General features: G+C 59.9%; 20 protein-coding genes. 14 read left to right on the top strand and 6 right to left on the bottom strand.

Going from position 1 to position 24,991, the window contains the following annotated elements:
* Window positions 1–28 precede the first annotated feature (28 nt).
* The 3 genes from GTQ41_RS11425 to GTQ41_RS11415 all read right to left on the bottom strand — a co-directional run bounded on the left by GTQ41_RS11425 (window position 29) and on the right by GTQ41_RS11415 (window position 1,193).
* Complete coding sequence (locus GTQ41_RS11425; RefSeq protein WP_230679389.1) at window positions 29–409, bottom strand: hypothetical protein; 381 nt, start codon at window positions 407–409, stop codon at window positions 29–31.
* A 143-nt stretch (window positions 410–552) separates the two neighbouring features.
* Window positions 553–801, bottom strand: a complete 249-nt coding sequence (locus GTQ41_RS11420; protein ID WP_196302432.1) for a hypothetical protein — start codon at window positions 799–801, stop codon at window positions 553–555.
* 23 nt (window positions 802–824) lie between these two features.
* Window positions 825–1,193, bottom strand: a complete 369-nt coding sequence (locus tag GTQ41_RS11415; RefSeq protein WP_047294891.1) for a lysozyme inhibitor LprI family protein — start codon at window positions 1,191–1,193, stop codon at window positions 825–827.
* A 40-nt stretch (window positions 1,194–1,233) separates the two neighbouring features.
* Between GTQ41_RS11415 and GTQ41_RS11410 the strand changes: the two genes are divergently transcribed.
* The 5 genes from GTQ41_RS11410 (at window position 1,234) to GTQ41_RS11390 (ending at window position 5,182) form a co-directional block, all read left to right on the top strand.
* On the top strand, window positions 1,234–1,464 hold the full coding sequence (locus tag GTQ41_RS11410; protein WP_027613005.1) for a hypothetical protein: 231 nt from the start codon (window positions 1,234–1,236) through the stop codon (window positions 1,462–1,464).
* Between the two features lie 694 nt (window positions 1,465–2,158).
* The gene (locus GTQ41_RS11405) at window positions 2,159–2,344 is read left to right on the top strand and encodes a DUF1843 domain-containing protein (RefSeq protein ID WP_041062751.1); all 186 of its coding nucleotides are present in this window, start codon (window positions 2,159–2,161) and stop codon (window positions 2,342–2,344) included.
* A 34-nt stretch (window positions 2,345–2,378) separates the two neighbouring features.
* On the top strand, window positions 2,379–2,996 hold the full coding sequence (locus GTQ41_RS11400) for a DUF1842 domain-containing protein (RefSeq protein ID WP_047294895.1): 618 nt from the start codon (window positions 2,379–2,381) through the stop codon (window positions 2,994–2,996).
* Window positions 2,997–3,037: 41 nt separating this feature from the next.
* Window positions 3,038–3,616, top strand: coding sequence for a DUF1842 domain-containing protein (locus GTQ41_RS11395; protein WP_047294897.1), 579 nt, complete (start codon window positions 3,038–3,040; stop codon window positions 3,614–3,616).
* Window positions 3,617–3,718: 102 nt separating this feature from the next.
* Window positions 3,719–5,182 carry a GDL motif peptide-associated radical SAM/SPASM maturase gene (locus GTQ41_RS11390; protein WP_047294899.1) on the top strand — a complete coding sequence of 488 codons (1,464 nt, stop codon included), beginning with the start codon at window positions 3,719–3,721 and terminating at the stop codon, window positions 5,180–5,182.
* Window positions 5,183–5,271: 89 nt separating this feature from the next.
* Here the strand turns inward: GTQ41_RS11390 and GTQ41_RS11385 are convergent, their stop codons facing one another.
* The gene (locus tag GTQ41_RS11385; RefSeq protein ID WP_217325502.1) at window positions 5,272–11,220 is read right to left on the bottom strand and encodes a peroxidase family protein; all 5,949 of its coding nucleotides are present in this window, start codon (window positions 11,218–11,220) and stop codon (window positions 5,272–5,274) included.
* Between the two features lie 73 nt (window positions 11,221–11,293).
* Here GTQ41_RS11385 and GTQ41_RS11380 point away from each other — a divergent pair, with 73 nt between their 5' ends.
* Window positions 11,294–12,772 (top strand): sensor histidine kinase, encoded by a 1,479-nt coding sequence (locus GTQ41_RS11380; RefSeq protein WP_047295113.1) that lies wholly within the window; start codon window positions 11,294–11,296, stop codon window positions 12,770–12,772.
* On the opposite strand, the gene GTQ41_RS11375 is transcribed toward GTQ41_RS11380, so the two are convergent.
* Window positions 12,773–13,471 carry a response regulator transcription factor gene (locus GTQ41_RS11375; protein ID WP_047294903.1) on the bottom strand — a complete coding sequence of 233 codons (699 nt, stop codon included), beginning with the start codon at window positions 13,469–13,471 and terminating at the stop codon, window positions 12,773–12,775.
* 306 nt (window positions 13,472–13,777) lie between these two features.
* Between GTQ41_RS11375 and GTQ41_RS11370 the strand changes: the two genes are divergently transcribed.
* The 7 genes from GTQ41_RS11370 (at window position 13,778) to argE (ending at window position 22,155) form a co-directional block, all read left to right on the top strand.
* Window positions 13,778–15,514 carry a type I secretion system permease/ATPase gene (locus tag GTQ41_RS11370; RefSeq protein WP_217325501.1) on the top strand — a complete coding sequence of 579 codons (1,737 nt, stop codon included), beginning with the start codon at window positions 13,778–13,780 and terminating at the stop codon, window positions 15,512–15,514.
* Window positions 15,515–16,861 (top strand): HlyD family type I secretion periplasmic adaptor subunit, encoded by a 1,347-nt coding sequence (locus GTQ41_RS11365; RefSeq protein WP_047294905.1) that lies wholly within the window; start codon window positions 15,515–15,517, stop codon window positions 16,859–16,861.
* 1 nt (window position 16,862) lies between these two features.
* Complete coding sequence (locus tag GTQ41_RS11360; RefSeq protein WP_047294906.1) at window positions 16,863–18,197, top strand: TolC family outer membrane protein; 1,335 nt, start codon at window positions 16,863–16,865, stop codon at window positions 18,195–18,197.
* A gap of 185 nt (window positions 18,198–18,382) precedes the next feature.
* Window positions 18,383–19,702 (top strand): NAD(P)/FAD-dependent oxidoreductase, encoded by a 1,320-nt coding sequence (locus tag GTQ41_RS11355; protein ID WP_047294907.1) that lies wholly within the window; start codon window positions 18,383–18,385, stop codon window positions 19,700–19,702.
* A gap of 57 nt (window positions 19,703–19,759) precedes the next feature.
* Entirely contained in the window at window positions 19,760–20,176 is a 417-nt protein-coding gene (locus GTQ41_RS11350) for a RidA family protein (RefSeq protein ID WP_003225869.1), read from the top strand.
* A 153-nt stretch (window positions 20,177–20,329) separates the two neighbouring features.
* Complete coding sequence (locus GTQ41_RS11345) at window positions 20,330–21,007, top strand: DUF1028 domain-containing protein (protein WP_047294908.1); 678 nt, start codon at window positions 20,330–20,332, stop codon at window positions 21,005–21,007.
* Entirely contained in the window at window positions 21,004–22,155 is a 1,152-nt protein-coding gene (gene argE, locus GTQ41_RS11340) for an acetylornithine deacetylase (protein WP_047294910.1), read from the top strand. The genes GTQ41_RS11345 and argE overlap by 4 nt, the downstream gene beginning before the upstream one ends.
* A 19-nt stretch (window positions 22,156–22,174) precedes the next feature.
* Here the strand turns inward: argE and GTQ41_RS11335 are convergent, their stop codons facing one another.
* The gene (locus GTQ41_RS11335; protein WP_047294912.1) at window positions 22,175–23,086 is read right to left on the bottom strand and encodes a LysR family transcriptional regulator; all 912 of its coding nucleotides are present in this window, start codon (window positions 23,084–23,086) and stop codon (window positions 22,175–22,177) included.
* 398 nt (window positions 23,087–23,484) lie between these two features.
* Here GTQ41_RS11335 and GTQ41_RS11330 point away from each other — a divergent pair, with 398 nt between their 5' ends.
* Window positions 23,485–24,900 (top strand): cytosine permease, encoded by a 1,416-nt coding sequence (locus GTQ41_RS11330; protein WP_047294914.1) that lies wholly within the window; start codon window positions 23,485–23,487, stop codon window positions 24,898–24,900.
* The last annotated feature ends 91 nt before the right edge of the window (window positions 24,901–24,991 follow it).

Raw genomic sequence — 24,991 nt, 5'->3', positions numbered from 1 at the left:
TTTGCATAATCGGCAACCCGCCGGGTTACTACTCCAACGCAGGCAAATGATTACGCAAAATATTCTCCAGCTCCGGCCGCGTATGTTTCTCCCAAGGGCAAACATCCCGCGCATCGCCTGTGTGCAGATACTCGCCGGCATCAAATGCCTGATAGATGTCAAAGGCTGGCTGGGGCATTTCTGCGTACATCGACACATCAACGATGGAGTTGATAAGTGCATTCATCACTTCATCGCCAAACTCAAAATCACGCGTGTTTGACAGGAAATCTCTGGCTACGGCGATCGCGACTTGATTAAGCAGATCGCGACGTTCGACCTGCAGCCGCTCACAAAAGGGTTGCAGATCGATGTTCAAACCTTCTTCAATCGCTTCCAGCATGACCAGATAAAGATCGGCTTCACTCAACGGCCTACTCATTTTTCCTGCTCTGTTCTTGATGGCTCGCCCGCTCACTCATAAAACTTGCCGGCCAGCAAAATGCTCGCAGAGCGCTGCCATACGTTGGCTGAAGCGACTTCCGCCGCCACCTGCCTGGAACTGTCAATCGCTTAGGCACCTGCGGCTTGGAGAAACGCATCCACAGATCCATTTTCCCAACCCAAGGCGCTCCGCCCATAGGGGGACAGCGGTTCGTTCATCGTCTGCTCACGGGCGAAATCGGCACCCAGTGCCTGAATAAACGCAATGAACGATTGCTCGTCGTTCACACGCTCCAGCAATTCATCAAGATCATCAGAGCCAGACATCGTGGCAAATTCCTGTTGGTGAATGGGTTTGGCCGGGATGCTGCTATGCATCGACCAAAGGGTCAATCAGTCCGTCAAAACGGCCCCTGCGTCATCACCCGCGTCTCGATGATGTTGCGCAGCGCCGCGACCCGCTTCTGATACAGCTCAGTCAAGCAACCGACCTTGGCGCCACAGGCCTTGCGGCTTTTCAGAAAAGCCTGCTGTTCGCCGATCAGCGCGTCGCGCCCGCCCATCGGCAGCAGGCGTTTATCGAGGCTGAACAGCTCGCCCATGGTGACGTCCAGGTCGTTCAGCGTGCGGTTGGCGCAGACTGCTTTCTCGTCTGGCGCTTTGGCCTTGGCACAGTCGAAACTGGCGGCGTGTGCTGAGTTGGCAGCGATTAGCAGCGCACAGCCGAGGGCCGCGACAGTCACCCGTGAAATTTCTCGAACTCGTGTCATGTCGTCGTATCCAACGTTGTAAGCCAATGGAGGTATGAAAATGAAAAACACTGACGACCGCAAGCCCGCAACCCCTCATAACGCGCCTCCGCTCGACGCTGCCGGCAAACCGGTGGATGTGGTTCGCCGGGATCTGCAGGACAGCGACGACGATACCAAAGCTGTGGACGAGGTGCTGACGCCGACCTCGATCCGCACCAAGGAACAGGAAGCGGAGGAACTCAAGCGCAAGACCGATGCGATCGAACGCAAGGTCGCCGACGGCAATTGACTTCCCAGCCTCAGGGCAGCGCTGACGTGATATGTCGGGCGGAAGGATTGCTTATTGCCAATCAATCCATCCGGCCCTGCGCTGGCCTTGGCCCTTTCTGCCCTTGGAAATACCTTCGTCCGCTCAACGGTTTGCAGCCCTTGAGCGGATACGTCCCGCGAGCCGTCAATCTCCCGCCCACGACCGTTCGGCGCTTTCTCTGGCAAGGCCGCAAATTCGCATCTAGGGTTGCATCGCTGGCGATATGCCAGCCACCCAGCGAATGTCGAATCGGCACTCGCCCGTAGCGGCACTGGAAAAGCAATCAGGGATGGTTTTTGTGCTTGCGGTTCTCCTGCGCTCTTGCCGAGCGCGTCACTGATCCCTGCGTTTCGTTGTGTTCTATCAAGGACAGAAAGATGAACAACGTACCGGTCAATTCTCTGCATCTGCCACTCAGGCAGGCCACACGCGACGCTCCCGAAGTCCCGCCCGGCGGGTTCGGCTGAGAACGCCGGCGCCAGCCCGGACGCGCTGACGTCAGCGCTGCGCGCACTGAAACCCGCACTCGATCAGATCCCGACGGATCAGGTAACCCGCTCGTGGAGAACAGCGCCTGCCGCTGTTCTTGCAGGTCGCGGCTGCCTGTCTGTCAGGTAAGGCGCCCCTTCTCGTCAGGGGGCGGTTTTGCAGCACCAATGAGGAAACCCTCGCTATGTCCCGTTCAACGGCCAACATCCCGCCTTACGGCGTCGCCATTCAAAGTGCGATCAAGCAAGGCGATGTGCAGCACATGAAGACGCTGTTGCAGCAACGCGACACCAGCAAGCCTGAAGCGCAAGACCTGAAAGACGCGTACGAAAAACTGGCCAGGGAAGTTTCCAGGCACGAAAAGTCCTGAAGCCATCAATCACATTGCAATGGAGGCAAACAACATGTCCGGTTCTACTGAAAATGTCGGCCTGTTCCCGGTGAGCTATCGCATCGGCACCGGCGCGCCCGGTGCGCAGTCGCTGGCCCTGCATCTGCTGGTCTCGACACCCGATACGAAAGTCAGCGGCACCGCCGCGATCACCCAGGCGACCAATCCGCCACTCGACGTGCATTCCGACGTCTGGGGCGAGTACACCTACCTCACCGTGATGTCGCCCGGTGTCAGCAAAATCCTCGTGACCGCCCAAGGCAATCACGGCGGCCCAGGCGCCAACTCCATCGTGAATTTCAAAGTAAGACTGGTGGTCGGTACCGACTGGCGTGAAGGCGTTGCCAATTACAGTTACTTCGATGGTCAACGCTGGCATGAGGTCAACAACGCCCCGGCGCATCTGGTGGAGTCGATACCTTCACCGTTCAATCCCGGCCCGGTGATCAACCCGCACCCACCGATCCTGCCGCTGTATGCCGCGCCGATTCAGAGCGCCATCGCCAGCGGTGATCTGGCACAGATGAAGAACCTGGCCAGGCTCGCCGAACAGCAACTGGAGCAACTGCCGAAATTGCGCGACGCACTGGACACCGCGAAGAAAGAGGTCAGCCGGCTGCAGAGCCACTGAGTCAGGCCACTTGATCCGCCATTCACTTAGGGAGTAGCACCATGTCGATTGGACTTTTTCACACCCGTCTCAGCATCAGCAATGCATTGCCCGGCGCACCGGCTCTGACCCTTGATCTGCTGGTCGATACCGTGAACAAGCGTGTCAGCGGGATTGCCAGCGTGTTTCAGGCCACCTGGCCGACGGTCAATTTCCGGACTCAGGTCTGGGGCAGTTTTTCCGAAACCAAACTGACTGCAAACGTCGAGAACCACATCATCCTGACCCTTGACGGCGGTCCGAGCGGCCCGCTCAGCCAGATCGCCCAGACCTTCCACCTCAGAGGCATCCTGGGCGGCGACTGGGCCAGCGGTTTTGTCGATTATCGCTATGAAGAAAAGGGCCAGTGGCAGGAGGTTAAGCACGTTGCGGTGCATCCGGCACCCAGCGAGCAACCGCACCCCACGCCGCATCCGCAACCCCTGTACGCCGTGGCCGTGCAGCAGGCGCAGGCCGGCGGAGATCTGGCGCAGCTCAAATCCGTGGTGCAACAGGCCGAGCAACAAGTGGCGCATGAGGGCGCCTTGCGCAGTGCGCTTGAGCATCTGAAAGCGGAAATCACGCGTCTGGAAAAACGCTAACCGACAGGCCCCGGGCGCGATTGCACAGGATCTCGCCCGGGGCTTGTTCAACGGCGGTCAATGCCTTCGTAGCGCGCACAGGATGGTGCGCAAGGATTTCCCATGTCAGACGTGCGCCCTGCCCGTTATCTCAGCGACACCGATCTCAAACGCTACGTGCCGGTGCATGTGGTCTGGGAGATCACCCTGGCCTGCGACTTGAAATGCCTGCATTGCGGCTCCCGCGCAGGGCATCGCCGGCCTGACGAACTCAACACCCGCGAATGCCTGGACGTCATCGATTCACTGGCCGCGCTTGGCACCCGCGAGATCACCCTGATCGGCGGCGAAGCTTATCTGCGCAAGGACTGGACACAACTGATCAAGGCCATTCACGACCACGGCATGTACTGCGCGATCCAGACCGGCGGGCGCAACCTGACCCCGGCGAAGATGCAGGCGGCGGTGGATGCCGGGCTCGACGGCGTGGGCATTTCCCTCGATGGACTTGCGCCGTTGCACGATGCGGTGCGCAACGTTCCCGGCTCGTTCGACAAGGCCGTGGACACCCTGCGCCGGGCCAAAGCCGCGGGGCTGGCGGTGAGCGTCAACACCCAGATCGGCGCCGCGACCCTGCCCGACTTGCCAGCGCTGATGGACACCATCATCGAACTCGGTGCCACCCACTGGCAGATCCAGATCACCGTCGCCATGGGCAACGCGGTGGACCATCCGGAACTGCTGCTGCAACCCTATCAATTGCTCGAAGTGATGCCACTGCTTGCGCGGCTGTATCGCGAAGGTGTCGACCGTGGCTTGCTGATGAATGTCGGCAACAACATCGGCTATTACGGCCCGTATGAACACCTGTGGCGCGGCTTCGGCGACGAGCGCGTGCACTGGACCGGTTGCGCCGCCGGCCAGACCGTTCTGGCGCTGGAGGCCGACGGCACGGTCAAAGGCTGCCCGTCCCTGGCCACCGTGGGTTTCTCCGGCGGCAATGTGCGCAGCATGAGCCTGCACGACATCTGGCATTACAGCGAAGGCATGCATTTTGGCCGCCTGCGCTCGGTGGATGACATGTGGGGTTACTGCCGTGGCTGTTATTACAACGACGTCTGTCGCGGCGGTTGCACCTGGACTTCGCACTCGCTGCTCGGCAAACCCGGCAACAACCCCTATTGCCATTACCGCACCCTGGAGCTGCACAAGCGCGGGCTGCGCGAGCGCATCGTCAAGGTCGAGGACGCGGCGCAGAAATCATTTGCGGTCGGCCGCTTCGACCTGATCACCGAACGCATCGACACCGGCGAGAAAGTCAGCAGCGTCAGCGACAGCGGTCAGGTGATCAAACTGGCATGGATCAATCAGGGCCAGCAATCGCCGGAGCAAGGCCGGATCGCCCCGCAACTGAGCCTGTGCCGCAGCTGCTTGCAGTACATCTATCCGCACGAGGTGATCTGTCCGCATTGCGCCGCCGATGTCGCCGCCGCCGAAGCCGAGCACCAGGCCAATCGCGCGCGGCAGCAGGCAATCATGAATACGCTGACCGGGCTGCTGGGCATTGCGCCCAGTCACTTGAACTGATTTTCGTGCAGTAAAACAGTCTGGATCGAAGGCTGAGCAATAAAGGCGCCCATATCCTGAAATGAGCGCCTTTTTCTCTGATTGCCGAATCAAACCACGCCGACAAAGTCACTGGCTGTCAACGCGATATGCCCCACCAGATCGATCTGAATATCTGCACCCGATCCTGAATTGACATTGCCCTCCACGTAAGTGTGATCCACGCCGCCAACGTTCACGAAGTGATACTTGAGCTGCGCTTGATTGTTGAACTCGGTACCCACGCCATTCCACTCGCCGAGGAACGTAAAGTCCTGATTGCCGGCAGAACCCGCTCCGGAAGTTCGCGCATCGATCAACGATAGATCGATGTGATCCTGGCCTTGGGTGAAGTCATTGATGACGTCCCGCGTCAACGTTGACGTGCCCGAGTCGCCCGTCGCGGAAAAAACGAACAGATCATTGCCCGCGCCGCCGGACAAGATGTCGCGATTGCCGCCCCCTTCGAGGGTGTCGTTGCCGCTGCCACCAGCGAGTGTGTCCGTGCCGCCCTGCCCGGTCAGCACGTTGTCGCCACCATCGCCGGTCAAGGTGTTGGCACCGCTACCACCGATCACGTTTTCAACATTGATCAACGTATCACTACCGGTCTGCGAACTGCTCGCCAGACCTGTCGCCAGATTAACCGTGGCGCTGGCGGAGGTTGCTGACAGGTCATAGGTGTCGACATCGCCGCCGCCATCGTAGCTGTCGTTACCGTCGTTGACCGACGCCCGCAAGGTGTCATTGCCCAGTCCGCCGAACACGCTGTCCAGTCCTTGGCCACCCACCAGGGTGTCGCCACCGCTGCCGCCATCCAGCCAGTCGTTGCCACCCTGGCCTTGCATCAGGTTGCTGGCACCATCGCCCTGAATGTGATCGTTGCCGGAACTGCCGTTGACATTTTCGATGCTGGTCAAGGTGTCGCTACCAGTCTGGGTGCTGGTGGAGGTGCCTGCCTGCAAATCCACCGTGGCCGCCGCCGACGTGGCAGACAGATCATAAGCGTCGGTGCCGGTTCCGCCGTCGTAGTGGTCGTTGCCATCGTTGAGCGACGCCAGCATCGTGTCGTTGCCACCGCCACCGAACAACGTGTCGTTGCCGGCCAGGCCGGTGAGCTGGTTGTTGCCACTGTTGCCGGTGATGACATTGTCCAGACTGTTGCCGGTGCCATTGATGTTGTTGGAGCCGAGCAAGGTCAGGTTCTCGACGTTGGCGCCCAGCGTATAGCTGATTGACGACGTCACCGTGTCGGTGCCCTCGTTGAGGCTTTCCTGCACCACATCGCCATTGGCGTCGACCACGTAGATGTCGTTGCCGGTATTGCCCCGCATTGTGTCGTTGCCACTGCCGCCATCCAGCAGGTCCGAGCCGAGACCGCCATTGAGTACGTCGTTGCCCGAGTAGCCCATCAGGATGTCCTGATAGTTGGTGCCGTTCAGCGTATTGCTGAAGAAGTTGGTGCCTTCGATGAAACGCCCGACGGCTTCAGTAGGATCCGACGTCAGTTGCTCCACCGTGCCACTGTTGTCGGTGTAGGTGGTCAGCACTCGCACCTGCTGTCCGAACTGTGCCGAAGTCGGAGCAAATGTCGAAGCATTGGCGCCGGAGATGTTCAGCCACATGGCGCCCACCAGTGCCTGCCATTGATAGGAGAAACCGCTGGGGCCGGGCAAACCATCGGCATCCTGAATGGCCGAGGTGTTGGCAGTCAGCCGGTACTGCGCCGGCACTGGCCGGCTCGGTGTGGTCGGCGCCGTGGCAAATCCCGACACGGTGACATTGCCGGTCGGCAGGTGGTTGTTGATGCTCAGGTTGACCGTGCGATCGGCAAAGCGCAGCTTTTCGACACCGATAACGATGTCGGTGCCGTCGACATTCGCGGCTCCCGCGCGCAGATCCACAACCTTGAACGCAGTGATCAACTCACCACCCGGCCGGGTGTCGGTGAACTTGGTGATGCTGTAGTCGGCGAAGTTGCCACTGAGGATCGCGGTATCGGCTGCACCATCAGCCGTGCCGGGTGCGGCATGGTTGTCACCCAGAATGAAATCCGGGCGACTGGCCTGCAGGCCGGTAAAGTGCTGAGCGTAGCCTTGGCCGGCGAGCAGGTGATTGAGGTCGGCGAGTTTGATCGAATCGCCGACGATCACATCATTGCCGCCGTTGCCTTGGGCGACATCGTCACCACTGCCGCCAATCAGCCAGTTCTCAGTCGCGTTGCCAATCAGGCCGGCCGTCGGATTGGCCGGCGCGGCGCTGTTGGGCCGACTGTCACTGAAGCGCGAACCGATCAACCCTTCAATGTCGGTCAGCAAGGCGTTGAACGGCTGGAACAGCACGCCAGTACCCGGTGCGGCGACGATGTTCTGATTATTCAGATCCGCCGCCGCATCCAGCGCGATGTTCACATCGCTGAACGCGGCAATGTCGAAGCCGACATCACCAATGGCCTCGTCGCCATCGCCCTGGCCTGGAGCACCACCGAGGCCCGGCAGAAGAATATCGTCGCCGGTACCGCCGAACTCCTGGTCACCGGTCGAGCCGCCGGAAATGATGTCGTCGCCGTCCTCACCGAACAGAATGTCCGGGCCGTCGCCGCCATAAATTTCATCATTGCCGTCGCCGCCATGCACCAGGTCAGTATCGCCACCGGCATCGATGTAATCATTACCGGCACCACCGTACAGCTCATCGATACCGGCTTCGCCGTAGAGGTGATCATTGCCATTACCGCCGATCACCACATCGAGGGCACCGGCACTGGTGCCGGCGTAAATGGTGTCGTCGCCTTCCCCGCCATCGAGGAAGTCTTCGATATCTCCGCCGTAGATCACATCGTTACCGTCGCCACCGTAGATATGGTCGGCGCCGGCCTTGCCATCGAGAATGTCATCGCCACCCTCGCCGTAGATCGTATCGTCACCGTCGCCGGCATCCAGCCAGTCGTTGTAGTCGGTACCGACCAGCACTTCGTGAGAGTTGTACCCCACTGCCGCCGTGCCATCGGGATTCTGGCCCTGATCCGGACGATAGTCGCGGATGTAGGTCTGCGAGGTATGCGTTTCCGGATTGCTCAAGCTCACCAGCAAGCCGTTGCCACCAATCCCGCCGACGCCACCGGTGGAATAAACGCCCATGTGGTTGGCTTCGATCAGCGTGCCGTATTTGTGTTCGCTCTTGTACGCGGTGGCACTGGCACCGGAGTCGGTGTAGCTCAATTCGACGTAGCTGTCGGCGTAGCCAAACACATCACCCGCCAAGTGCCGTGCGTCGGTGGTGCGCTCGATGATGTCCTTGAACTGCTCGGTGACCACCTGCTCGTTGAGGTTGGTCATCGCCGGCAAGCCGAGGTCGAGGCGGAACAGGTAGTAGAAACGGTCACCGTCCATCAACCGCTCCATCTGATCCTCGAAGATCGCATTGAAGGTCGTGCCCAGTTGTCCGGTGTAGACGTGTTTTTCCGCCAGACCGCCGATCCACAGATCGATGGCGTTGTAGCCGTCATAACCGGCGACATGGTTACCGTTCGGATCTGCCGCGCCGGAAAGGAAATAGGCCGCTTGCTCTGCCGTCACGCTGCCACCGGCGTAGTTAGTGGTCAGGCCGGTGGCGTCGGCATCGATGATTGCCTGCGCGTGGGCGACATCGCCGTCAAACGAATAGGCGGCAATGAAGTTCACCAGTGACTCGGGGTGAATCATGTTGTTGGCGAAGTCACTCCAACTGGTATAGGGCGTCAGCCCATCGACGATCAGATTCGTATGGTGTTGCGCGCCGGCCGGTGAAGCCCGTTCGGCAACCAGTGCATCGTGGATCTGCTGTCGCGCCTGATTCAGGGTTGGCAAGCCCAAATCACGACCGCGTGCAAGGTTGATGGTCGCCAGATCCAGCGGCTGACCAAGCAAACCCTGCTGCAATGCCGGAGTGACGAACTCGTCGATTTCGTTGCTGATCTGCCGGGTCATGCCCAGCGCGATGGCGGTTGGGCCCACTTCGGCAAAACCACTTGGATTGAGGAAAGCCTGCTCCAGTGCGTAGTGGGTGATCGCACCGGTCAGGTCGTAGCTGCCACTGGCATTTTTTTCCAGAGCATCAATGATTTCACGCAGTTGCGAATGCCCGAAGCGGAACGCTGCCTGCCCATACTCCAGCGAAATATTGGTGTTGATGCCCGAGTCGTAGGTGACGAACTCAGGCAGGTCCGGGGTGATCAACCGGGCGTATTGGTCGATCGCCACATGCTGGTATTCCATCTCCACGGTCAGCTTGGCGGCGTAGAAGAGTTTGTCCTGATCCCAGGACACCGTGACGCCGTCAGCCAAGGTGAAGTTGCCATTGGCGTCGGTGTAAAAACCGCCATTGCCATTGCTGATCTGCACCTGCCAGTTGTGCCGTACATTGACGTCAGTCTGGCTCAGCACTTCGTTCTGCAGATTGATCAGCTGCACGTTATGGTCTTCGTGGAATACGTGATGAATCGCGGTGAGGCCGAAGTTTTCGTTCACCCGTCCGTCGCCGGCAATGTAGTGATCGCCCACCGATTGCAGCAACAGTTCGTTGGCCACTGCGTAATCGGCACTGCCCGGCGCTGCACTGATGGTGAAATCAGCGAAGTTGACGAAGCTGAACAGATTCTTCGGCCCGCCATTATCGTAATTGACGACCATGCCGTAAGGGTTGTTGGCATCGAAGGTGATGCTGGTGATGTGCGAATCCAGCGACATCAGGCGAGCCTGGTCGATATGCGCATCATCGAAGTGCGGATTCATGTCCAGCAGCAGCGCTTCACGGGTGTAAACCGCCTGCACGCCTGCTGTGTTGGGGTCGGCATCAAGCACATGGCCTTGGGCGTCGCGCACACGAAAGTTGGCGATATCGTCCCAGGTCAGGTCGTCACGACCGGTGGCCAGCACATGCGCGCGTAACTCGCTCAAGGTGGGCAGGGTCTGGTGAGTCAGTACGCCGTTAAGCGTCCAGGCCGCCTCATCACTCAAGGTCGTACCATCGAACAGGGCCGCTCCGGCGATGAATTGCCCGGGATGATTAGGGTCAGCCACCCACTGGCGCAGCAACTGCGTGACGGCGTCATTGGAGCCGTAAGTCTGATTCTGATCGATGTAAGGCGAGTCGAGGTTGACGTACTGCGCCTGCCCCTGCCCGTCCACTTCAGCCACGGAGGCGCGGTGGACTTTGATCGAGTACACCGGTTGCCCATCCGGGCCGATCGTGCCGTAGAGCGGATCGTCCGGCGCCAGCGGAATCGTGATGGTCGCGTTCTGGTTGGGTTTGTTGATGAAGTCCAGACCATGGTCGAAGAACTGCCCGAACAGGGTGAACCAGCCAGTGGTCGAGGGGTCACCCGACACGGTGTTCTGGTTACGGATGTAGTACTGGCCGGAATCCGGGGCACTGGTGTCGATTTCACCCAGGGTGCCGAGAATGCCCGGGTCAGTGACGATCGCCACGCCGGTGGCAGTGTGCTGAATATGACCATTGGCGTCGGTTGCGAAAGTGACGCCACCGCTGACGATGGTCTGGCTGATCATCCGGGGGGTGTAGTCCACCAGCGATGCTGTCGGATCGCTGTACAGTGAACTACTGTCAGAAAGGGGCGTGATGCCTGCAGGCACACCGGCGCCGAGGGTCAACGCCGCATTGCTCAGGTTTTGCTGGACGTAGTGACTGTAGTCCGAATGCGTCAGACGAATGAAATTCTGCCCGAAGCTGCCCCAGCTCTGGCCGTCCTGGGTCAGGTTATTGAAATGGCCGGAGACGTTGCGCAGCCCGATCGGATCGCGGGCGCCGTTGTACCAGACAGCTTCACCGGGCGGTGTATCGAGCGGATTGAAGCTGCCAAGCAAACCCAGCACATGGACGTTGCCGTCCGAGCCATCGTAGCCATACAACGGTTGGCCAGCGCTGTCGTAGCCAACGATATGGATAGTCGGAAAGGACACCTGCTGTTCAAGGAACGAAATATCGTTGGCATTGAGGGTAAAGCGCTTTAGCTGGTACATGGCAAACTCCGGATATCCGTTGGCTCGCAAGGTTTTTCAACCGACTTACCACGATCATCAGGAAATCGACGCGATGGCAAAAGATGCAAAAGTCGAATCAAAACACGAGACTTTTGTCGCCGACGAGACTGAGACTTTGGTCGAGTCAAGGTCCGTCTCCAGAGGCGCCTGGCGCTCACGCTTCAAACTGCGCACACGTCACTTGAGCCGCTCCACCCAGTTTGTAATGGCCGCTGCGCTGATCCTCGGGCTGACCATGTTGTTCGTCGGCAAACTGGTGAGTGCGCGCATAGAACGGGCGGCCGTGCAAAGTGCCGCCGAGGCTGGCGCGCATTACATGGAAGCGTTTCTGGAGCCTTACGTGCAGGAGATGAGTCGCGATAACGGCCTGTCACCCGCCAGCATCAAGGCGCTGGATCGACTGATGGAAAGCCGTTCACTGAAGCGCCACATTGTCTCGATAAAGATCTGGCGCGCCGATGGCACCGTGGTTTACAGCACGGACAAGTCCATCACCAACCGGCAGTTCCCGATGGATGAAATCGCCGATGCGCTCAAAGGCGAAGTGGTCACCGACCTCGAAGATCTGGATCAGGAAGAAAACGAGTTCGAGCGCAAACTCAACGTTCCGCTCTACGAAATTTATGCACCATTGCGCGAGTTCACTACCCGAAAAGTGATTGCCGTGGGTGAGTTCTATGAAAAGGCTGAAAGCCTGGAGCAGGAAATCAGCCGCGTGCGCCAGCAGGTCTGGCTGGTGGTCGGTACCGCCACCCTGGCGATGCTGGCGCTGCTGTTTTTCCTCGTGCGACGCGGCGACCAGATCATCCAGCGCCAACAAGTGTCACTGCAATTACGTTTGCTGGAACAAACCCGACTGCGCGTCAGCAATGCGGCACTGCATCGCAAGATCAACACCGCGACCCAAGAATTCTCCCGCATCAACGAATTGACCCTGCGTCGCATCGGCGCCGACCTTCACGATGGTCCAGCGCAATTGTTGACCCTGATTCTGATCCGCCTGGACGATCTCGCCGAGCACTGCGACACGCTCGATCAGGAATCGCTGGAAACCATCCGCGGCGCCGCTACTGATGCGCTGCGCGAAGTGCGCGATCTTTCGCGAGGTCTGGCCCTTCCGGAAATCAACGACCTGACGTTGACGCAAGAACTGCATCTGGTGGCGCAGCGGCATGAGCAGCGCACCGGCAGCAAGGTGCAGCTAAACGTCTCGCCGCTGCCCGACTCCGCACCGCTACCGGTCAAGCTGTGCCTCTACCGGTTTGTTCAGGAAACCCTCAACAATGCCTATCGCCATGCGCAAGGCAAAGACCAGGCGATCATCGCTCATCATATCGACGGAGCGTTGCTGGTTACCGTCAAGGATGGCGGGCCCGGAATGGCCGCGGATGCATTGCTGGTCGATGGCCACGGTAGAAACCGGCTGGGTCTGGCCGGTCTGCGTTATCGCGTAGAGTCGCTGGGCGGCGTGTTCAGGATCCAGTCGTCACCAGACACCGGCACCGCGGTCAGTGCACAACTCAAATACTGATCAAGAACCCCCGTGGGCATCCAGCTGTGACGGTACCGAACCGATATGCAAACGACCGACAGCCTCACGCTCCCAATGGCGCCTGAGCGCCGTGACCGCTTCAACACGGTTGCGCGCATGCAATTTCTGCATGACACAGGTCATGTAGTACTTGACGGTTTTTTCGCTGATGAAGAGCTTCGATGCCACTTCCTTATTGGTCAGGCCTTTTGAAACCTCGCGGATGATCTGCTCCTCCCTGTGCGTGAGGTCGATCTTGCGCACCTCAGCTTCATGCCGCTTGAAATTGCTCAGCAGTTTGTTGGCAAATTCTGGGGGGATAAACGTTTCGCCTCTGGCAATCGAACGGATGGCCTGCACCAGATCCGGTCCGCTGACGCCCTTCAACACATACCCACGCGCGCCGGCCTCCAGTGCCGAATAGGCGTCATCCTCAGATTCGGAGACGGTCAGCATCAGCACCTTTACCTCCGGCAGTTGCGTGGCGATGTATTTGACTGCGGCAAATACATCACCCGGCATGTTGACGTCCATCAACATCACGTCCGGCCTCATCCGTTGTGCGATATCACGAGCGTCATCAGCACTGCCACCCTGCTCCACAACCTGCAGGTCGGTCCTTTTTCGCAGGGTATTGGCGACACCTTCACGCAGCAGAGGATGATCATCGGCAATGCCGATGCGGATGAAAGGATTCATGACGCACTCCTGAAATGGCTGAGCATTCAGACACCCAGTGATTAATAGCAGGAAACCTGCAGCGATGCCGGGTGCCGGCGGCGTCCGTGGCGGGGAAATTAGACTTAAGTCGGGCGATTTTTAACCGTCAATAAGCTTTCTTCGTAACAAGAAACTCAAAAAATCCACAACAACCTGTTGTTTTGCAAAGCGCTACTGACAGTCAAAAATATGCCGCTCGCTAAAAAGCCGGATCGCACCTTTATCCGACCAACAGTCACTCTCCTACGCTGAGCTACATGACGCTACGGCATTGGAACCTTCCCGATGAACAAGAAAAATCACTCGCGATCCGAGTTGGCCGACGTGTTTTTTCGGTTGCGCCGCACGTTTTATTCGCTGGCCGGATTCAGTGGTGTGATCAACGTGCTGATGCTCTCTCCCGCCATTTACATGCTGCAGGTCTATGACCGGGCGCTGGTCAGCAGCAACCTGACCACGCTACTGATGCTGACGATTCTGATGATCGGCCTGTACACCTTGCTGGCCATGCTGGAAGTGGTGCGTACCCGGGTGATGATCCGCGTTGGCAACCGTCTCGACATGGCCCTCAACCGCCGTGTGTTTACCGCTGCTTTCGAGCGTAACTTGCAGCGCGCCGGCGGCAATCCTGCCCAGGCACTGCAGGACCTCGCACAGGTACGTCAGTTTCTGACCGGCAATGGCTTGTTCGCGTTTTTCGATGCGCCCTGGACGCCGATTTACCTGTTTGTCGCCTATCTGATTCATCCCTTGCTGGGCATCGTCACCCTCTGTGGCTCGCTGATATTGGTGGCGCTGACATGGCTCACCGAGATAGCCACGAAAAAGCCGTTGGGCGAAGCCAATATCGCTGCACAGATCTCGGGAACTTTCGCCAATAACAATCTGCGCAACGCTGAAGTCATTGAAGCGATGGGCATGTTGCCGGCGATCACCGGTCGCTGGTTCGGCAACCATCTGCAGATTCTGCAAATGCAGACCCTGGCCTCGGATCGAGCCGCCTATATCAGTGGTCTTGGGCGGTTCGTGCGGATTATCCTGCAATCACTGATCCTCGGCACCGGCGCCTTGCTGGCGATCGAAGGCTCGATTACGCCGGGCATGATGATCGCCTGTTCGATCCTCAGCGGCCGTGCACTGGCGCCGGTGGAGCAACTGATTGGCGCCTGGAAACAATTGCTGACCAGTCGTCGTGCGTGGGGACGGCTAAAGAACCTGCTGAAGGATTTTCCACAGCGCGCCGATGCGATGAAGCTGCAAAGACCGCTGGGCATGATCTCGGTCGAGCACTTGCATGCCGGGGCTCCAGGAATGACCCAGGCGATCATTCACGGGCCCAACTTCAATCTTTCACCCGGTGAATCACTGGGCATCATCGGCCCCTCCGCCTCAGGCAAATCAACACTGGCGCGTTTGCTGGTCGGCATCTGGCCGGCGCTCAGCGGCAAGGTGCGTCTGGACGGCGCCGACGTCTACCTGTGGAACAAGCAGGAACTCGGCCCATGGATCGGCTATCTGCCCCAGGATGTGGAACTGTTCGAAGGCAGCATCGCCGACAACATCGCGCGTTTTGGTGACATCGACAGTGATGCGGTCATCATCGCTGCCAAGCGAGCAGGCGTCCACGACATGATCCTGCGCTTTGCTCACGGTTATGACACGACGCTGGATGTCGACGGTAATCCGTTGTCCGGCGGCCAGCGCCAGCGCATTGGCCTGGCTCGCGCGCTGTATGGCGAACCCTCGGTGATCGTGCTTGACGAACCCAACGCCAACCTTGACGACGCCGGGGAAAAGGCCCTGATCGAAGTACTTGAGGATCTCAAACAACGGCGCTGCACCACTGTGCTGATCAGCCACCGACCAAGCATTCTCGGTACCGTCGATAAAGTTCTGATGTTGCGTGAAGGCAGCACTCAATTGTTCGGCCCTCGTGAAGAAGTGTTCGCCGCGCTGCGCCAGACCAGCGTGCTGCCAACCGTGGGTTCGCCAACCCTGTCTGCCGTGCGCGGGAGAGAATAAATGGGCACGTTGAGTGTGGATGCGCATGGCCGGGAGCTGATGCGCGCCATGGCCGACATCGATGTCGATGATCGGCGCCCGGCGCGCTGGGGTGTACTGCTGGTGATCGTCGGTTTTGGCAGTTTCCTGCTCTGGTCGTGGCTGGCGCCGCTGGACGCCGGGATCGTTGCCAGCGCAACGGTCAAGGTCACCAGTAACCGCAAGGCCATTCAGCACCACACTGGCGGCACCATTGAAGCCATTCTGGTGCGCGAAGGCGATAACGTCAGCAAGGATCAGGAACTGGTACGGCTGGACGCCACTCAGGCGCTCTCGGAACAAGGCGTGGTGAATGCCCAGTTCATCGCTACCAAAACCATGGAGAACCGTCTGCAAGCTGAACGCGACGGTTTGCCGGACGTCGTATTCGATCCGCTCATGCTCAAGCGCTATGCCGCCAACGAACACCTGGCGGAGGCCATCCGCTTGCAGCGTCATCTGTTCGAAACGCGGCGCGCCAGTCTGGCCGGCGAACTCGACATCCTGCGTGAATCGCTTAACTCCGCCGATGCGCAGATCAAGGGACTGCAACGCGTCTACAACGCACGCGCCTCACAGATCGGTTTTCTCAATCAGGAACTGGTTGGGGTGCGCCAACTCGCAGCCGAAGGCTACGTGCCGCGCAATCGGATGCTGGAGCTGGAGCGTAGTGGATCCGATCTGAACGCGTCCCAGGCCGACAATCTGAACAACATCGCCCGCGCCCGGGGCCAGGCCGCCGACATCAAGTTACGGATCATTCAGCGCGAGTACGACTACCGCAAGGAAGTGCAGTCGCTGTTGGCTGATGTGCAGAAAGAAAACAGTACCCTCACCGATCGCTTGCAAGCCTTGGACTATCAGGTTCGACACACCGTAATCCGTTCGCCCATCGACGGCATGGTGCAAGGGCTGGGTGTGTCGACTGTCGGCGGCGTGATTGCACCCGGTTTCAAAATCATGGAAATCGTCCCCGCCCATGAGCCGCTGCAAATCGACGCAATGATTCCGGTGCAAGCGATCGACCGCATGAACCCGGGGCTGCCGGTGACCATTTCATTTCCCGCATTCAACCATGTGCAAACGCCGAACATCCCGGGGAAGGTGCTGACCATCTCGGCTGACCGGCTGATGAGTGAAGACAACAAACAACCCTATTACCTGGCGCAGATTGAAGTTACCCAGGACGGGATGACGATGCTTGGCAGCAATCACATACGCGCGGGCATGCCCGCCTCAGTGACCATCAAGACCGGTGAGCGCAACATGCTGAGCTATCTGTTGAAACCATTGCTCGACCGCGTCAACAGCGCGTTCAAGGAGCAATGAGGTGCAGCGGATCATCGGCGTGACAGTGCTGTTGGTCCTGGCGCAGCCAGTGCCGGCACTGGATCTTCGCGAGTCCTGGAATCTGATGCAGTTTCAGGGCCCGACCTACCTTTCCGCCGGTCACGAAAGAGAGGCGGCCCTGGAAAACCGAGCGATCGGCAAGGCGGGACTACTGCCGAAAATCGGTATCACCGCGTTCGACAATCACATCAATGGCACGCAGAAGCAGCCTGATTTCTACGGCAACAACCACACCAACGATCTGAACTACGCCTCTCGCGGTGCCACGCTGCAACTGCGCCAACCATTATTCAACAAACAGAAAATGGCCGAGTACCGCCAGGGCCAGTACCAGGCCGAATACGGTAACGCAGTGTTCGATGGCAAGGCTCAGGACTCGGCAGTGCGCCTGGCCGGGCGCTACTTCGACGTGCTGCTGGCTCATGAAACCGCCAAGCTGGCGGCGGCCAAGCTCAACGCGCTGAATGAGCAGGTGGCGTCCACTCAACGCCGCCGCGAGCTGGGTGACGGTACCGTGACCGATGTCGATGAGGCCGTGGCCAGGCGCGACCTGGCTCAGGCTGAGCTGATCGAAGCTCAGGACAGCCTCGTCGTCGCCAGACGTCAACTGCAGGAATACATTGGCGAAGCACCCGAGCAGGTCGCCACACTGCAGGAAACCTTTCCCACCCCACCCCTGCAGCCCAACACTCTGCAGGAGTGGATCATCCGCGCGGGAACGGACAACCCTTCGATCCGTGCCCGACGCTTGAACGTTAATACTGCTGATGAAGAAGTCGCCAAGGCAAAGGCCGGTCACTGGCCGACCCTCGATCTGGTACTGGGTTACACCGCCGCCGACAGTGAAACCCTGTCCACCCAGAATCAACGCAACCGCTACACCTCGGCTGGAGTGGAGTTGAACATTCCGTTGTACAGCGGCGGTTATGTCAGCGCCCGGGCCCGGCAGAGCGTCGCCACACGGGATCAGGCAGAAGAGGATCTGAATGCAACCCGCGAGGAAATCATCTCCGGCACCACCCGGGAATTTCGCAGTGTGCAAAGTGGAGAAGCGCGAATCCACGCGCTGGAAAAAGCCGTCATGTCCAGCGAACGCTCGCTGATGTCGTCGAAGAAAGGCTTTCTCGCCGGCAGTAGCACCAACATCGATATCCTCAATGCTCAGGAGCAGATCTTCACTGCTCGCCGAGACCTGTTTGAAGCCAAGCTGCGCTACTTGCTGGCCAGGCTGCGACTCGCTGCCGACGTTGGCGCACTGGGCGACGATGATATCGAAAACGCCAACGCCTACCTGGGCCCAAGACTGACCTTCTGAATACCTCAGATCATCCGAAGCCCTTTAACCACAGGGCTCTCAGAGCGTTGCATCAGAATTTTATCTTCACATCCCAGCTTAATAATATTTTACCGATACCCCCCTCCTGCCTAGTCTGACCGCAAGCAAAACGGACAAGCCTGAAGCGATCCGAATCCACTTGCCTTGCCAGGAAGGATGTACAAATGAGCACTGAAACAATAAAAACAGACACGCTTGTCGTGGGCGCCGGACAGGCGGGGGTGGCGATGAGCGAGCACCTGAGCAAACTCGGTGTACCGCACCTGGTGCTGGAGCGCAGCCGCATTGCCGAACGCTGGCGCAGCGGGCGCTGGGACTCGTTGGTGGCCAACGGTCCGGCGTGGCACGACCGCTTTCCGGGGCTGGAATTCGATGACGTCGATCCCGATGGTTTCGCCCCCAAGGAGCGCGTCGCGGACTATTTCGAAGCCTATGCGAAGAAATTCAATGCGCCGATCCGCACCGGCGTCGAGGTCAAAAGCGTGGTGCGCAATGTCGGGCGTCCGGGCTTCACTGTCGAGACCTCCGAGGGCGTGATCGAGGCTAGCCGGGTGGTCGCGGCGACCGGTCCTTTCCAGCGTCCGGTGATCCCGCCGATTGCACCGCAAGACCCGCGTCTGTTGCAGATCCACTCCGCCGACTATCGCAACCCGCAGCAACTGCCCGACGGCGCAGTGCTGGTGGTCGGTGCCGGTTCGTCCGGCGTGCAGATCGCCGATGAACTGCAGCGTTCCGGCAAACAGGTTTACCTTTCGGTCGGCGCTCACGACCGTCCGCCGCGTGCCTATCGCAACCGCGATTTCTGTTGGTGGCTGGGGGTGCTCGGCGAGTGGGATCAGGCGGCGATGAAACCCGGTCGCGAACACGTGACCATCGCGGTCAGCGGCGCCCATGGCGGGCGCACCATCGATTTTCGTGGTCTGGCCCATCGCGGCATGACTCTGGTTGGCGTGACCGAGTCGTTCAACAACGGCGTGGTGACTTTCAAGCAGGACCTGGTCGACAACCTCAAGCGTGGCGATGACAACTACCTCGCCTTGCTGGATGCCGCCGATGCCTACATCGAGCGCAACGGCCTCGACCTGCCGCAAGAACCTGAAGCGCGAGAGACCTATCCAGATCCGGAGTGCGTGAAAAATCCGCTGCTCGATCTGAATCTGGCGGAAGCCGGGATCACCTCGATCATCTGGGCCACCGGCTTCGCCGTGGATTATTCCTGGCTGCAAGTCGCGGCATTTGATGACAAGGGCAAACCGCAGCACCAGCGCGGCGTGTCCAGCGAGCCGGGGGTGTATTTCCTCGGATTGCCATGGCAGTCGCGACGCGGTTCGTCGTTTATCTGGGGCGTCTGGCATGACGCCAAACACGTGGCCGACCACATCGCCACCCAGCGCAAATACCTTGATTACAAAGATGCCGAGCAGCGTGAAGCCGCCCTGCATTCGACCGCCAACACGAAAGCCGCCGACACCGTCGACGCTTGATTGCCTACTTTCGCGGCGGTGCTTCTGCACCGCTGAATACCCAGTCTGGAGCTGTACATGAGCAAGCCAACCCACACCCGCATCCGAATGTTCAACACCAAGGACACTTACCCAAACCAGACCCTGGACAACGACCTGTGCCAGGCCGTGCGTGCCGGCAACACCGTGTATGTCCGGGGTCAGGTCGGCACTGACTTCGATGGCAATCTGGTGGGCCTCGGTGATCCGCGCGCGCAGGCCGAACAGGCCATGCGCAACGTCAAACAGTTGCTGGAGGAAGCCGGCAGCGACATGAGCCACATCGTCAAGACCACGACTTACCTGATCGACCCGCGCTACCGCGAGCCGGTGTACCAGGAAGTCGGCAAGTGGCTCAAAGGCGTGTTCCCGATTTCCACCGGGCTGGTGGTGTCGGCACTCGGGCAGCCGCAGTGGCTGATGGAGATTGATGTGGTGGCGGTGATTCCCGAGTAAGTCGGCAGACCGAGTCGCGGCTATCGCTGGCAAGCCAGCTCCCACAGGTTTTGAGGTGCTTACAGATTTTGTGACCAACCCAATAACTGTGGGAGCTGGCTTGCCAGCGATGAGGCCCGCAAGGACAACAAATTCCTCGAAAGGAGTTAGACCATGACCTTTTCAATCGCAGCCCGTTGCCCCGAAACCGGCCAGTTCGGTGTCGCCATCAGTTCCTCCAGCATCGCCGTCGGCGCGCGTTGCCCGTGGCTGCTGCCGGGGGTGGGTGCAGTATCGAGCCAGAACATCACCCTGCCGTCCCTCGGCCCGGAAGTCCTCGCGCTGATGGAACAAGGTCACGCACCCGATGCGGCGCTGGACCAGGTGCTGACCCGCAACGGCTATAGCCAGTACCGGCAAATCACCGCGATCAACCACCTCGGCCAGACCGCGCATTTCAGTGGGGCGCAAACCCTCGGCGTGCACAACGCCGTGTCCGGCGAACAATGCGTGGCCGCCGGCAACATGCTCGCCGGGCGCGCGGTGATCGAAGCAATGGTCAGCGCCTTTGAAGACGGCGAAGGCCAATTGGCCGACCGTTTGCTCAAGGCCCTGCACGCCGCCCAGGCGCTCGGTGGCGAAGCCGGGCCAGTGCATTCGGCGGCCGTGATGGTGGTCGGCGAACAGACCTGGCCGATCGTCAATCTGCGGGTCGACTGGGCCGACGAGAATCCGATCGGCGAGTTGCAAAGACTCTGGGACGCCTATCAGCCGCAGCTGCAGGACTACATCGATCGCGCGCTCGACCCGGCCAAGGCACCGGGCTATGGCGTTGCCGGAGATGATCGATGAGCAACAGCGCCGCGTTGCTCAAGACGCTGGTGGGGTTCGACACCACCAGCCGCGAATCCAACCTGCAGTTGATCGAGTTCGTGCGCGACTACCTCGCTGGCTTCGACGTACCGTGCGAGCTGATCTACAACGCCGAGCGCAGCAAGGCCAATCTGTTCGCGACGATAGGCCCGGCCGGGCAACCGGGCATTGTGCTCTCGGGGCACACCGATGTGGTACCGGTCGACGGCCAGCCGTGGACCGTAGCGCCGTTCGAACTCAGCGAGCACGACGGCAAGCTGTTCGGGCGCGGCACCGCAGACATGAAGGGTTACATTGCCTGCGTGCTGGCCTTGGTGCCGGCGCTGGTGCAAGCAACACTGCGCATGCCGGTGCACATTGCCCTGTCTTACGATGAAGAAGTCGGTTGCCTCGGCGTGCGCTCGTTGCTCGCCGAACTGGAACAACGTCCAGTCAAACCTTTGCTGTGCATCATTGGTGAACCCACCGAACTGAAACCAGTGCTCGGCCACAAAGGCAAACTGGCGATGCGCTGCGACGTACACGGGCATCCGTGCCATTCGGCCTACGCGCCGCTAGGGGTCAACGCCATCGAGTATGCCGCCGAGCTGATCGGCGAACTGGGGCGCATCGGCCAACAACTGAAGGCACCCGAGCAGCACGACAGCCGTTTCGATCCGCCCTACAGCACGGTGCAGACCGGCGTGATCAGCGGCGGCAAGGCCTTGAACATCGTCCCCGCCGATTGCCGCTTCGACTTCGAAATCCGCGCCCTGCCCTCGCAGGATCCGGCCCAGGTCGCGCAGCAGTTGCAGGCCTACGCCGAGCAGCACGTGCTGCCACGCATGCGGGCGGTCAGCGAACACAGCGCGATTCATTTCAGTGAGCTGTCGGCTTATCCGGGCCTGGCCACCGATGCGCAGAGTCAGGCGGCGGAGCTGATCGCGGCGTTCTGCGGTTCGCGGGAATTCGGCACCGTGGCGTTCGGCACCGAGGGCGGGCTGTTCGATGCGGCGGGTATCCCAACGGTGGTCTGTGGTCCCGGCAGCATGGATCAGGGGCACAAACCGGACGAGTTTGTCAGTCGCGCGCAACTCGATGCCTGTGATGCGATGCTGCAACGGCTGCTGGCTTTTATCCGCGCTTGAAACACGGTTCGACGTACGTTCAGGCGTACAGTCGAGCCAATTCCTCCCGACAGTGATCGACGAACAACTGCACCGGTTTGGTCAGTTGCACCCGGCGCAACCAGGCGGCTGACAGGCCCGAACCAGTCACGGTTTCCGCCAGCGGCACGCACACCACTTTCTGTCCGTCGTAGGTGTACTCGCCGAACGGCCGGGTCACCAGAATCGAAAAGCCGAAACCGCGCCCGACCATGCCGCGCACCATCTCGATCGACGGTGAGCTGAAAACGATGTGCGGGGTCAGTCCGCGCTCTTCGAAGATGCTCACGAAGTAGGTACGGCTCGGCACCACGTCGAGCAGGATCATCGGCTCCAGCACCAGATCGTGCAGCGAGACTTTCGTCTGTTGCGCAAAGCGGTGGTCGGCCGGCAGCAAGGCGTAAGGCTGCTGCGGGGGCATCAGCGAGGTGGTTTCGATGGTGCTGTCGAGGTCGTGCTCGAACAGCATCGCGACATCGATGCTGCCGGCGGTCAGCGCCTGCACCAGTTCCTGCTGTTCGCCGTCGCGAATACGGATTTCCACCCCCGGCCAACGCTGCTTGAACCCGGCGATCAGGCGCGGCAGGTACAACGGCGCGACGGTTTCGAAACAGCCGATATCGATCTGCCCGGAAACCACGTCGTTGTCCGCCAGCGCGTTCTGCTCGAACTCATGCGCCACCCGCAGCAACTCCAGCGCCTTGCGATAAAACCGCGAGCCACTGGGCGTCAGCGACACGCCTTGGGCGTGATGGCGGATGAACAGCTGCACACCGAAGCTTTCTTCCAGATGCTTGATCGCGGTCGATACCGACGGCTGGGCGATATAGAGCTTGCGCGAGGCTTCGGCCACGCTGCCGCAGTCGGCGGTGGTGACGAAGTACTTGAGCTGGCGCAGGTTGTAGGCGGCCATATAAAACCTCTGCACGTGAGACAACGCTTTTGTGGTGAGGGGATTTATCTGTTGTCAGGACATTTATCTGTAGTCAGGGGGTTCTGTGGTGAGGGGATTTATCCCCGATGGGGCGCGAAGCGGCCCCTGTTTCTAAAGTCAAAAGAGGGGCCGCTTCGCAGCCCATCGGGGATAAATCCCCTCACCACAAAACTGTGTAAATCCAGAAAAGAGTGAAGCCTGAACATACCGGAGCTACGCATTACACGCGGCATATATTTTTTAAGGTCTGAAGCAACAAACTTACTAATTTATCTATCCCGGGCCTTTGCACATGATCGCTTCAACAAGAAATGCGCCGTTCGTGTCGGCGCTTATCGAAGTACGTCCACGTACTCATCCTTGCCTTGGAGTTCGTCATGTCCACCTCTGCAACAACGTCCGCCCCGCTCATTGAAAAACACACGATAGGATACGTGCCCCCCGAAGATCGCCACGGAAAGGTCAGGGATCTGTTCACGCTGTGGTTCGGCGGCAACATCGCGCCGTTGCCCATCGTCACCGGCGCGCTGGGCGTGCAGTTGTTCCACTTGAACCTGGTCTGGGGCATCGTCGCGATTCTGGTCGGTCACCTGGTCGGCGGCGTGCTGATGGCACTGCACTCGGCGCAAGGCCCGCAGATGGGCATTCCGCAGATGATCCAGAGCCGCGCGCAGTTCGGCTCGCTCGGCGCGCTGCTGGTGGTGCTGATTGCCGGGGTCATGTACATCGGCTTCTTCGCCTCCAACATCGTGCTGGCCGGCAAGTCGCTGCACGGCGTGGTCGATAGCGTGCCGGTGCCGGTCGGCATCGTCATCGGCGCCCTCGGTTCGGGAATCATCGGCATCATCGGTTACCGCTTCATCCACGTGCTCAACCGCATCGGTACCTGGGTGCTGGGGATCGGCATCGTCGTCGGTTTCGGCTACATCTTCACCCATATCCAGACCGATGACTTCCTCACCCGCGGCAGCTTCAACCTCTCCGGCTGGCTTGCCACCGTGTCGCTCGCCGCGCTGTGGCAGATCGCGTTTGCCCCGTACGTGTCCGACTACTCGCGTTACTTGCCGGCGGACGTGAAAGTCTCGTCGACATTCTGGACCACCTATCTGGGTTCGGCGCTCGGCTCGAGCCTGGCGTTCATCTTCGGTGCCGTTGCCGTGCTGGCAACGCCCGTGGGCATGGACACCATGGATGCGGTCAAACTTGCCACCGGCTCGATTGGTCCGCTGATGCTGGTGCTGTTCCTGCTCAGCGTGATCAGCCACAACGCCCTCAACCTGTACGGCGCCGTGCTGTCGCTGATTACCCTGGTGCAGACCTTCGCCTACCGCTGGATTCCGACCGCCAAGAGCCGTGCGGTGATCTCGATCATCGTGCTGCTGGCCTGCTGCTTCGCCGCCGTCGGCGCCTCGAAGGACTTCATCGGGCACTTCGTCGACATGGTGCTGGTGCTGCTGGTGGTCCTGGTGCCGTGGACCGCGATCAACCTGATCGACTTCTACGCCATCCACAAGGGCCAGTACGACATCCAGTCGATCTTTCAGGTCGACGGCGGTATCTACGGACGCTACAACCCGCAAGCGTTGCTGGCCTACGCGATCGGCATCGCGGTGCAGATCCCGTTCATGAACACCCCGCTGTACGTCGGCCCGGTGTCGGCGCATATCAACGGCGCGGATCTGTCGTGGCTGGTGGGGCTGCTGGTGACCTCGCCGCTGTACTTCTGGCTGGCCAATCGTGACAGCGCCTACCGGCGGCGGATGACCGGCGGCAAACTGGCAGGCAGTCTCTGAATTTGATTCGCGGCAAAAAGAAGGCTCGCTGCTGTGCGGGCCTTCTGCGTTGTGGTGTGGTATTTGTTGAGCGTCTCCAGGTAACCACGAG

It is taken from the genome of Pseudomonas sp. AN-B15 (genome assembly GCF_019056475.1).
Classification (GTDB): domain Bacteria; phylum Pseudomonadota; class Gammaproteobacteria; order Pseudomonadales; family Pseudomonadaceae; genus Aquipseudomonas; species Aquipseudomonas parakoreensis.
The sequence above is the reverse complement of the archived record's forward strand: the minus strand, read 5'-3'. Positions and strand labels throughout refer to the sequence as shown.

Excerpts from the sequence above, each read along its gene's own strand:
- GTQ41_RS11420 (WP_196302432.1), bottom strand. The coding sequence starts at position 801 with ATGCATAGCAGCATCCCGGCCAAACCCATTCACCAACAGGAATTTGCC.
- GTQ41_RS11415 (WP_047294891.1), bottom strand. The coding sequence starts at position 1,193 with ATGACACGAGTTCGAGAAATTTCACGGGTGACTGTCGCGGCCCTCGGC.
- GTQ41_RS11410 (WP_027613005.1), top strand. The coding sequence starts at position 1,234 with ATGAAAAACACTGACGACCGCAAGCCCGCAACCCCTCATAACGCGCCT.
- GTQ41_RS11405 (WP_041062751.1), top strand. The coding sequence starts at position 2,159 with ATGTCCCGTTCAACGGCCAACATCCCGCCTTACGGCGTCGCCATTCAA.
- GTQ41_RS11400 (WP_047294895.1), top strand. The coding sequence starts at position 2,379 with ATGTCCGGTTCTACTGAAAATGTCGGCCTGTTCCCGGTGAGCTATCGC.
- GTQ41_RS11395 (WP_047294897.1), top strand. The coding sequence starts at position 3,038 with ATGTCGATTGGACTTTTTCACACCCGTCTCAGCATCAGCAATGCATTG.
- GTQ41_RS11390 (WP_047294899.1), top strand. The coding sequence starts at position 3,719 with ATGTCAGACGTGCGCCCTGCCCGTTATCTCAGCGACACCGATCTCAAA.
- GTQ41_RS11385 (WP_217325502.1), bottom strand. The coding sequence starts at position 11,220 with ATGTACCAGCTAAAGCGCTTTACCCTCAATGCCAACGATATTTCGTTC.
- GTQ41_RS11380 (WP_047295113.1), top strand. The coding sequence starts at position 11,294 with ATGGCAAAAGATGCAAAAGTCGAATCAAAACACGAGACTTTTGTCGCC.
- GTQ41_RS11375 (WP_047294903.1), bottom strand. The coding sequence starts at position 13,471 with ATGAATCCTTTCATCCGCATCGGCATTGCCGATGATCATCCTCTGCTG.
- GTQ41_RS11370 (WP_217325501.1), top strand. The coding sequence starts at position 13,778 with ATGAACAAGAAAAATCACTCGCGATCCGAGTTGGCCGACGTGTTTTTT.
- GTQ41_RS11365 (WP_047294905.1), top strand. The coding sequence starts at position 15,515 with ATGGGCACGTTGAGTGTGGATGCGCATGGCCGGGAGCTGATGCGCGCC.
- GTQ41_RS11355 (WP_047294907.1), top strand. The coding sequence starts at position 18,383 with ATGAGCACTGAAACAATAAAAACAGACACGCTTGTCGTGGGCGCCGGA.
- GTQ41_RS11350 (WP_003225869.1), top strand. The coding sequence starts at position 19,760 with ATGAGCAAGCCAACCCACACCCGCATCCGAATGTTCAACACCAAGGAC.
- GTQ41_RS11345 (WP_047294908.1), top strand. The coding sequence starts at position 20,330 with ATGACCTTTTCAATCGCAGCCCGTTGCCCCGAAACCGGCCAGTTCGGT.
- argE (WP_047294910.1), top strand. The coding sequence starts at position 21,004 with ATGAGCAACAGCGCCGCGTTGCTCAAGACGCTGGTGGGGTTCGACACC.
- GTQ41_RS11335 (WP_047294912.1), bottom strand. The coding sequence starts at position 23,086 with ATGGCCGCCTACAACCTGCGCCAGCTCAAGTACTTCGTCACCACCGCC.
- GTQ41_RS11330 (WP_047294914.1), top strand. The coding sequence starts at position 23,485 with ATGTCCACCTCTGCAACAACGTCCGCCCCGCTCATTGAAAAACACACG.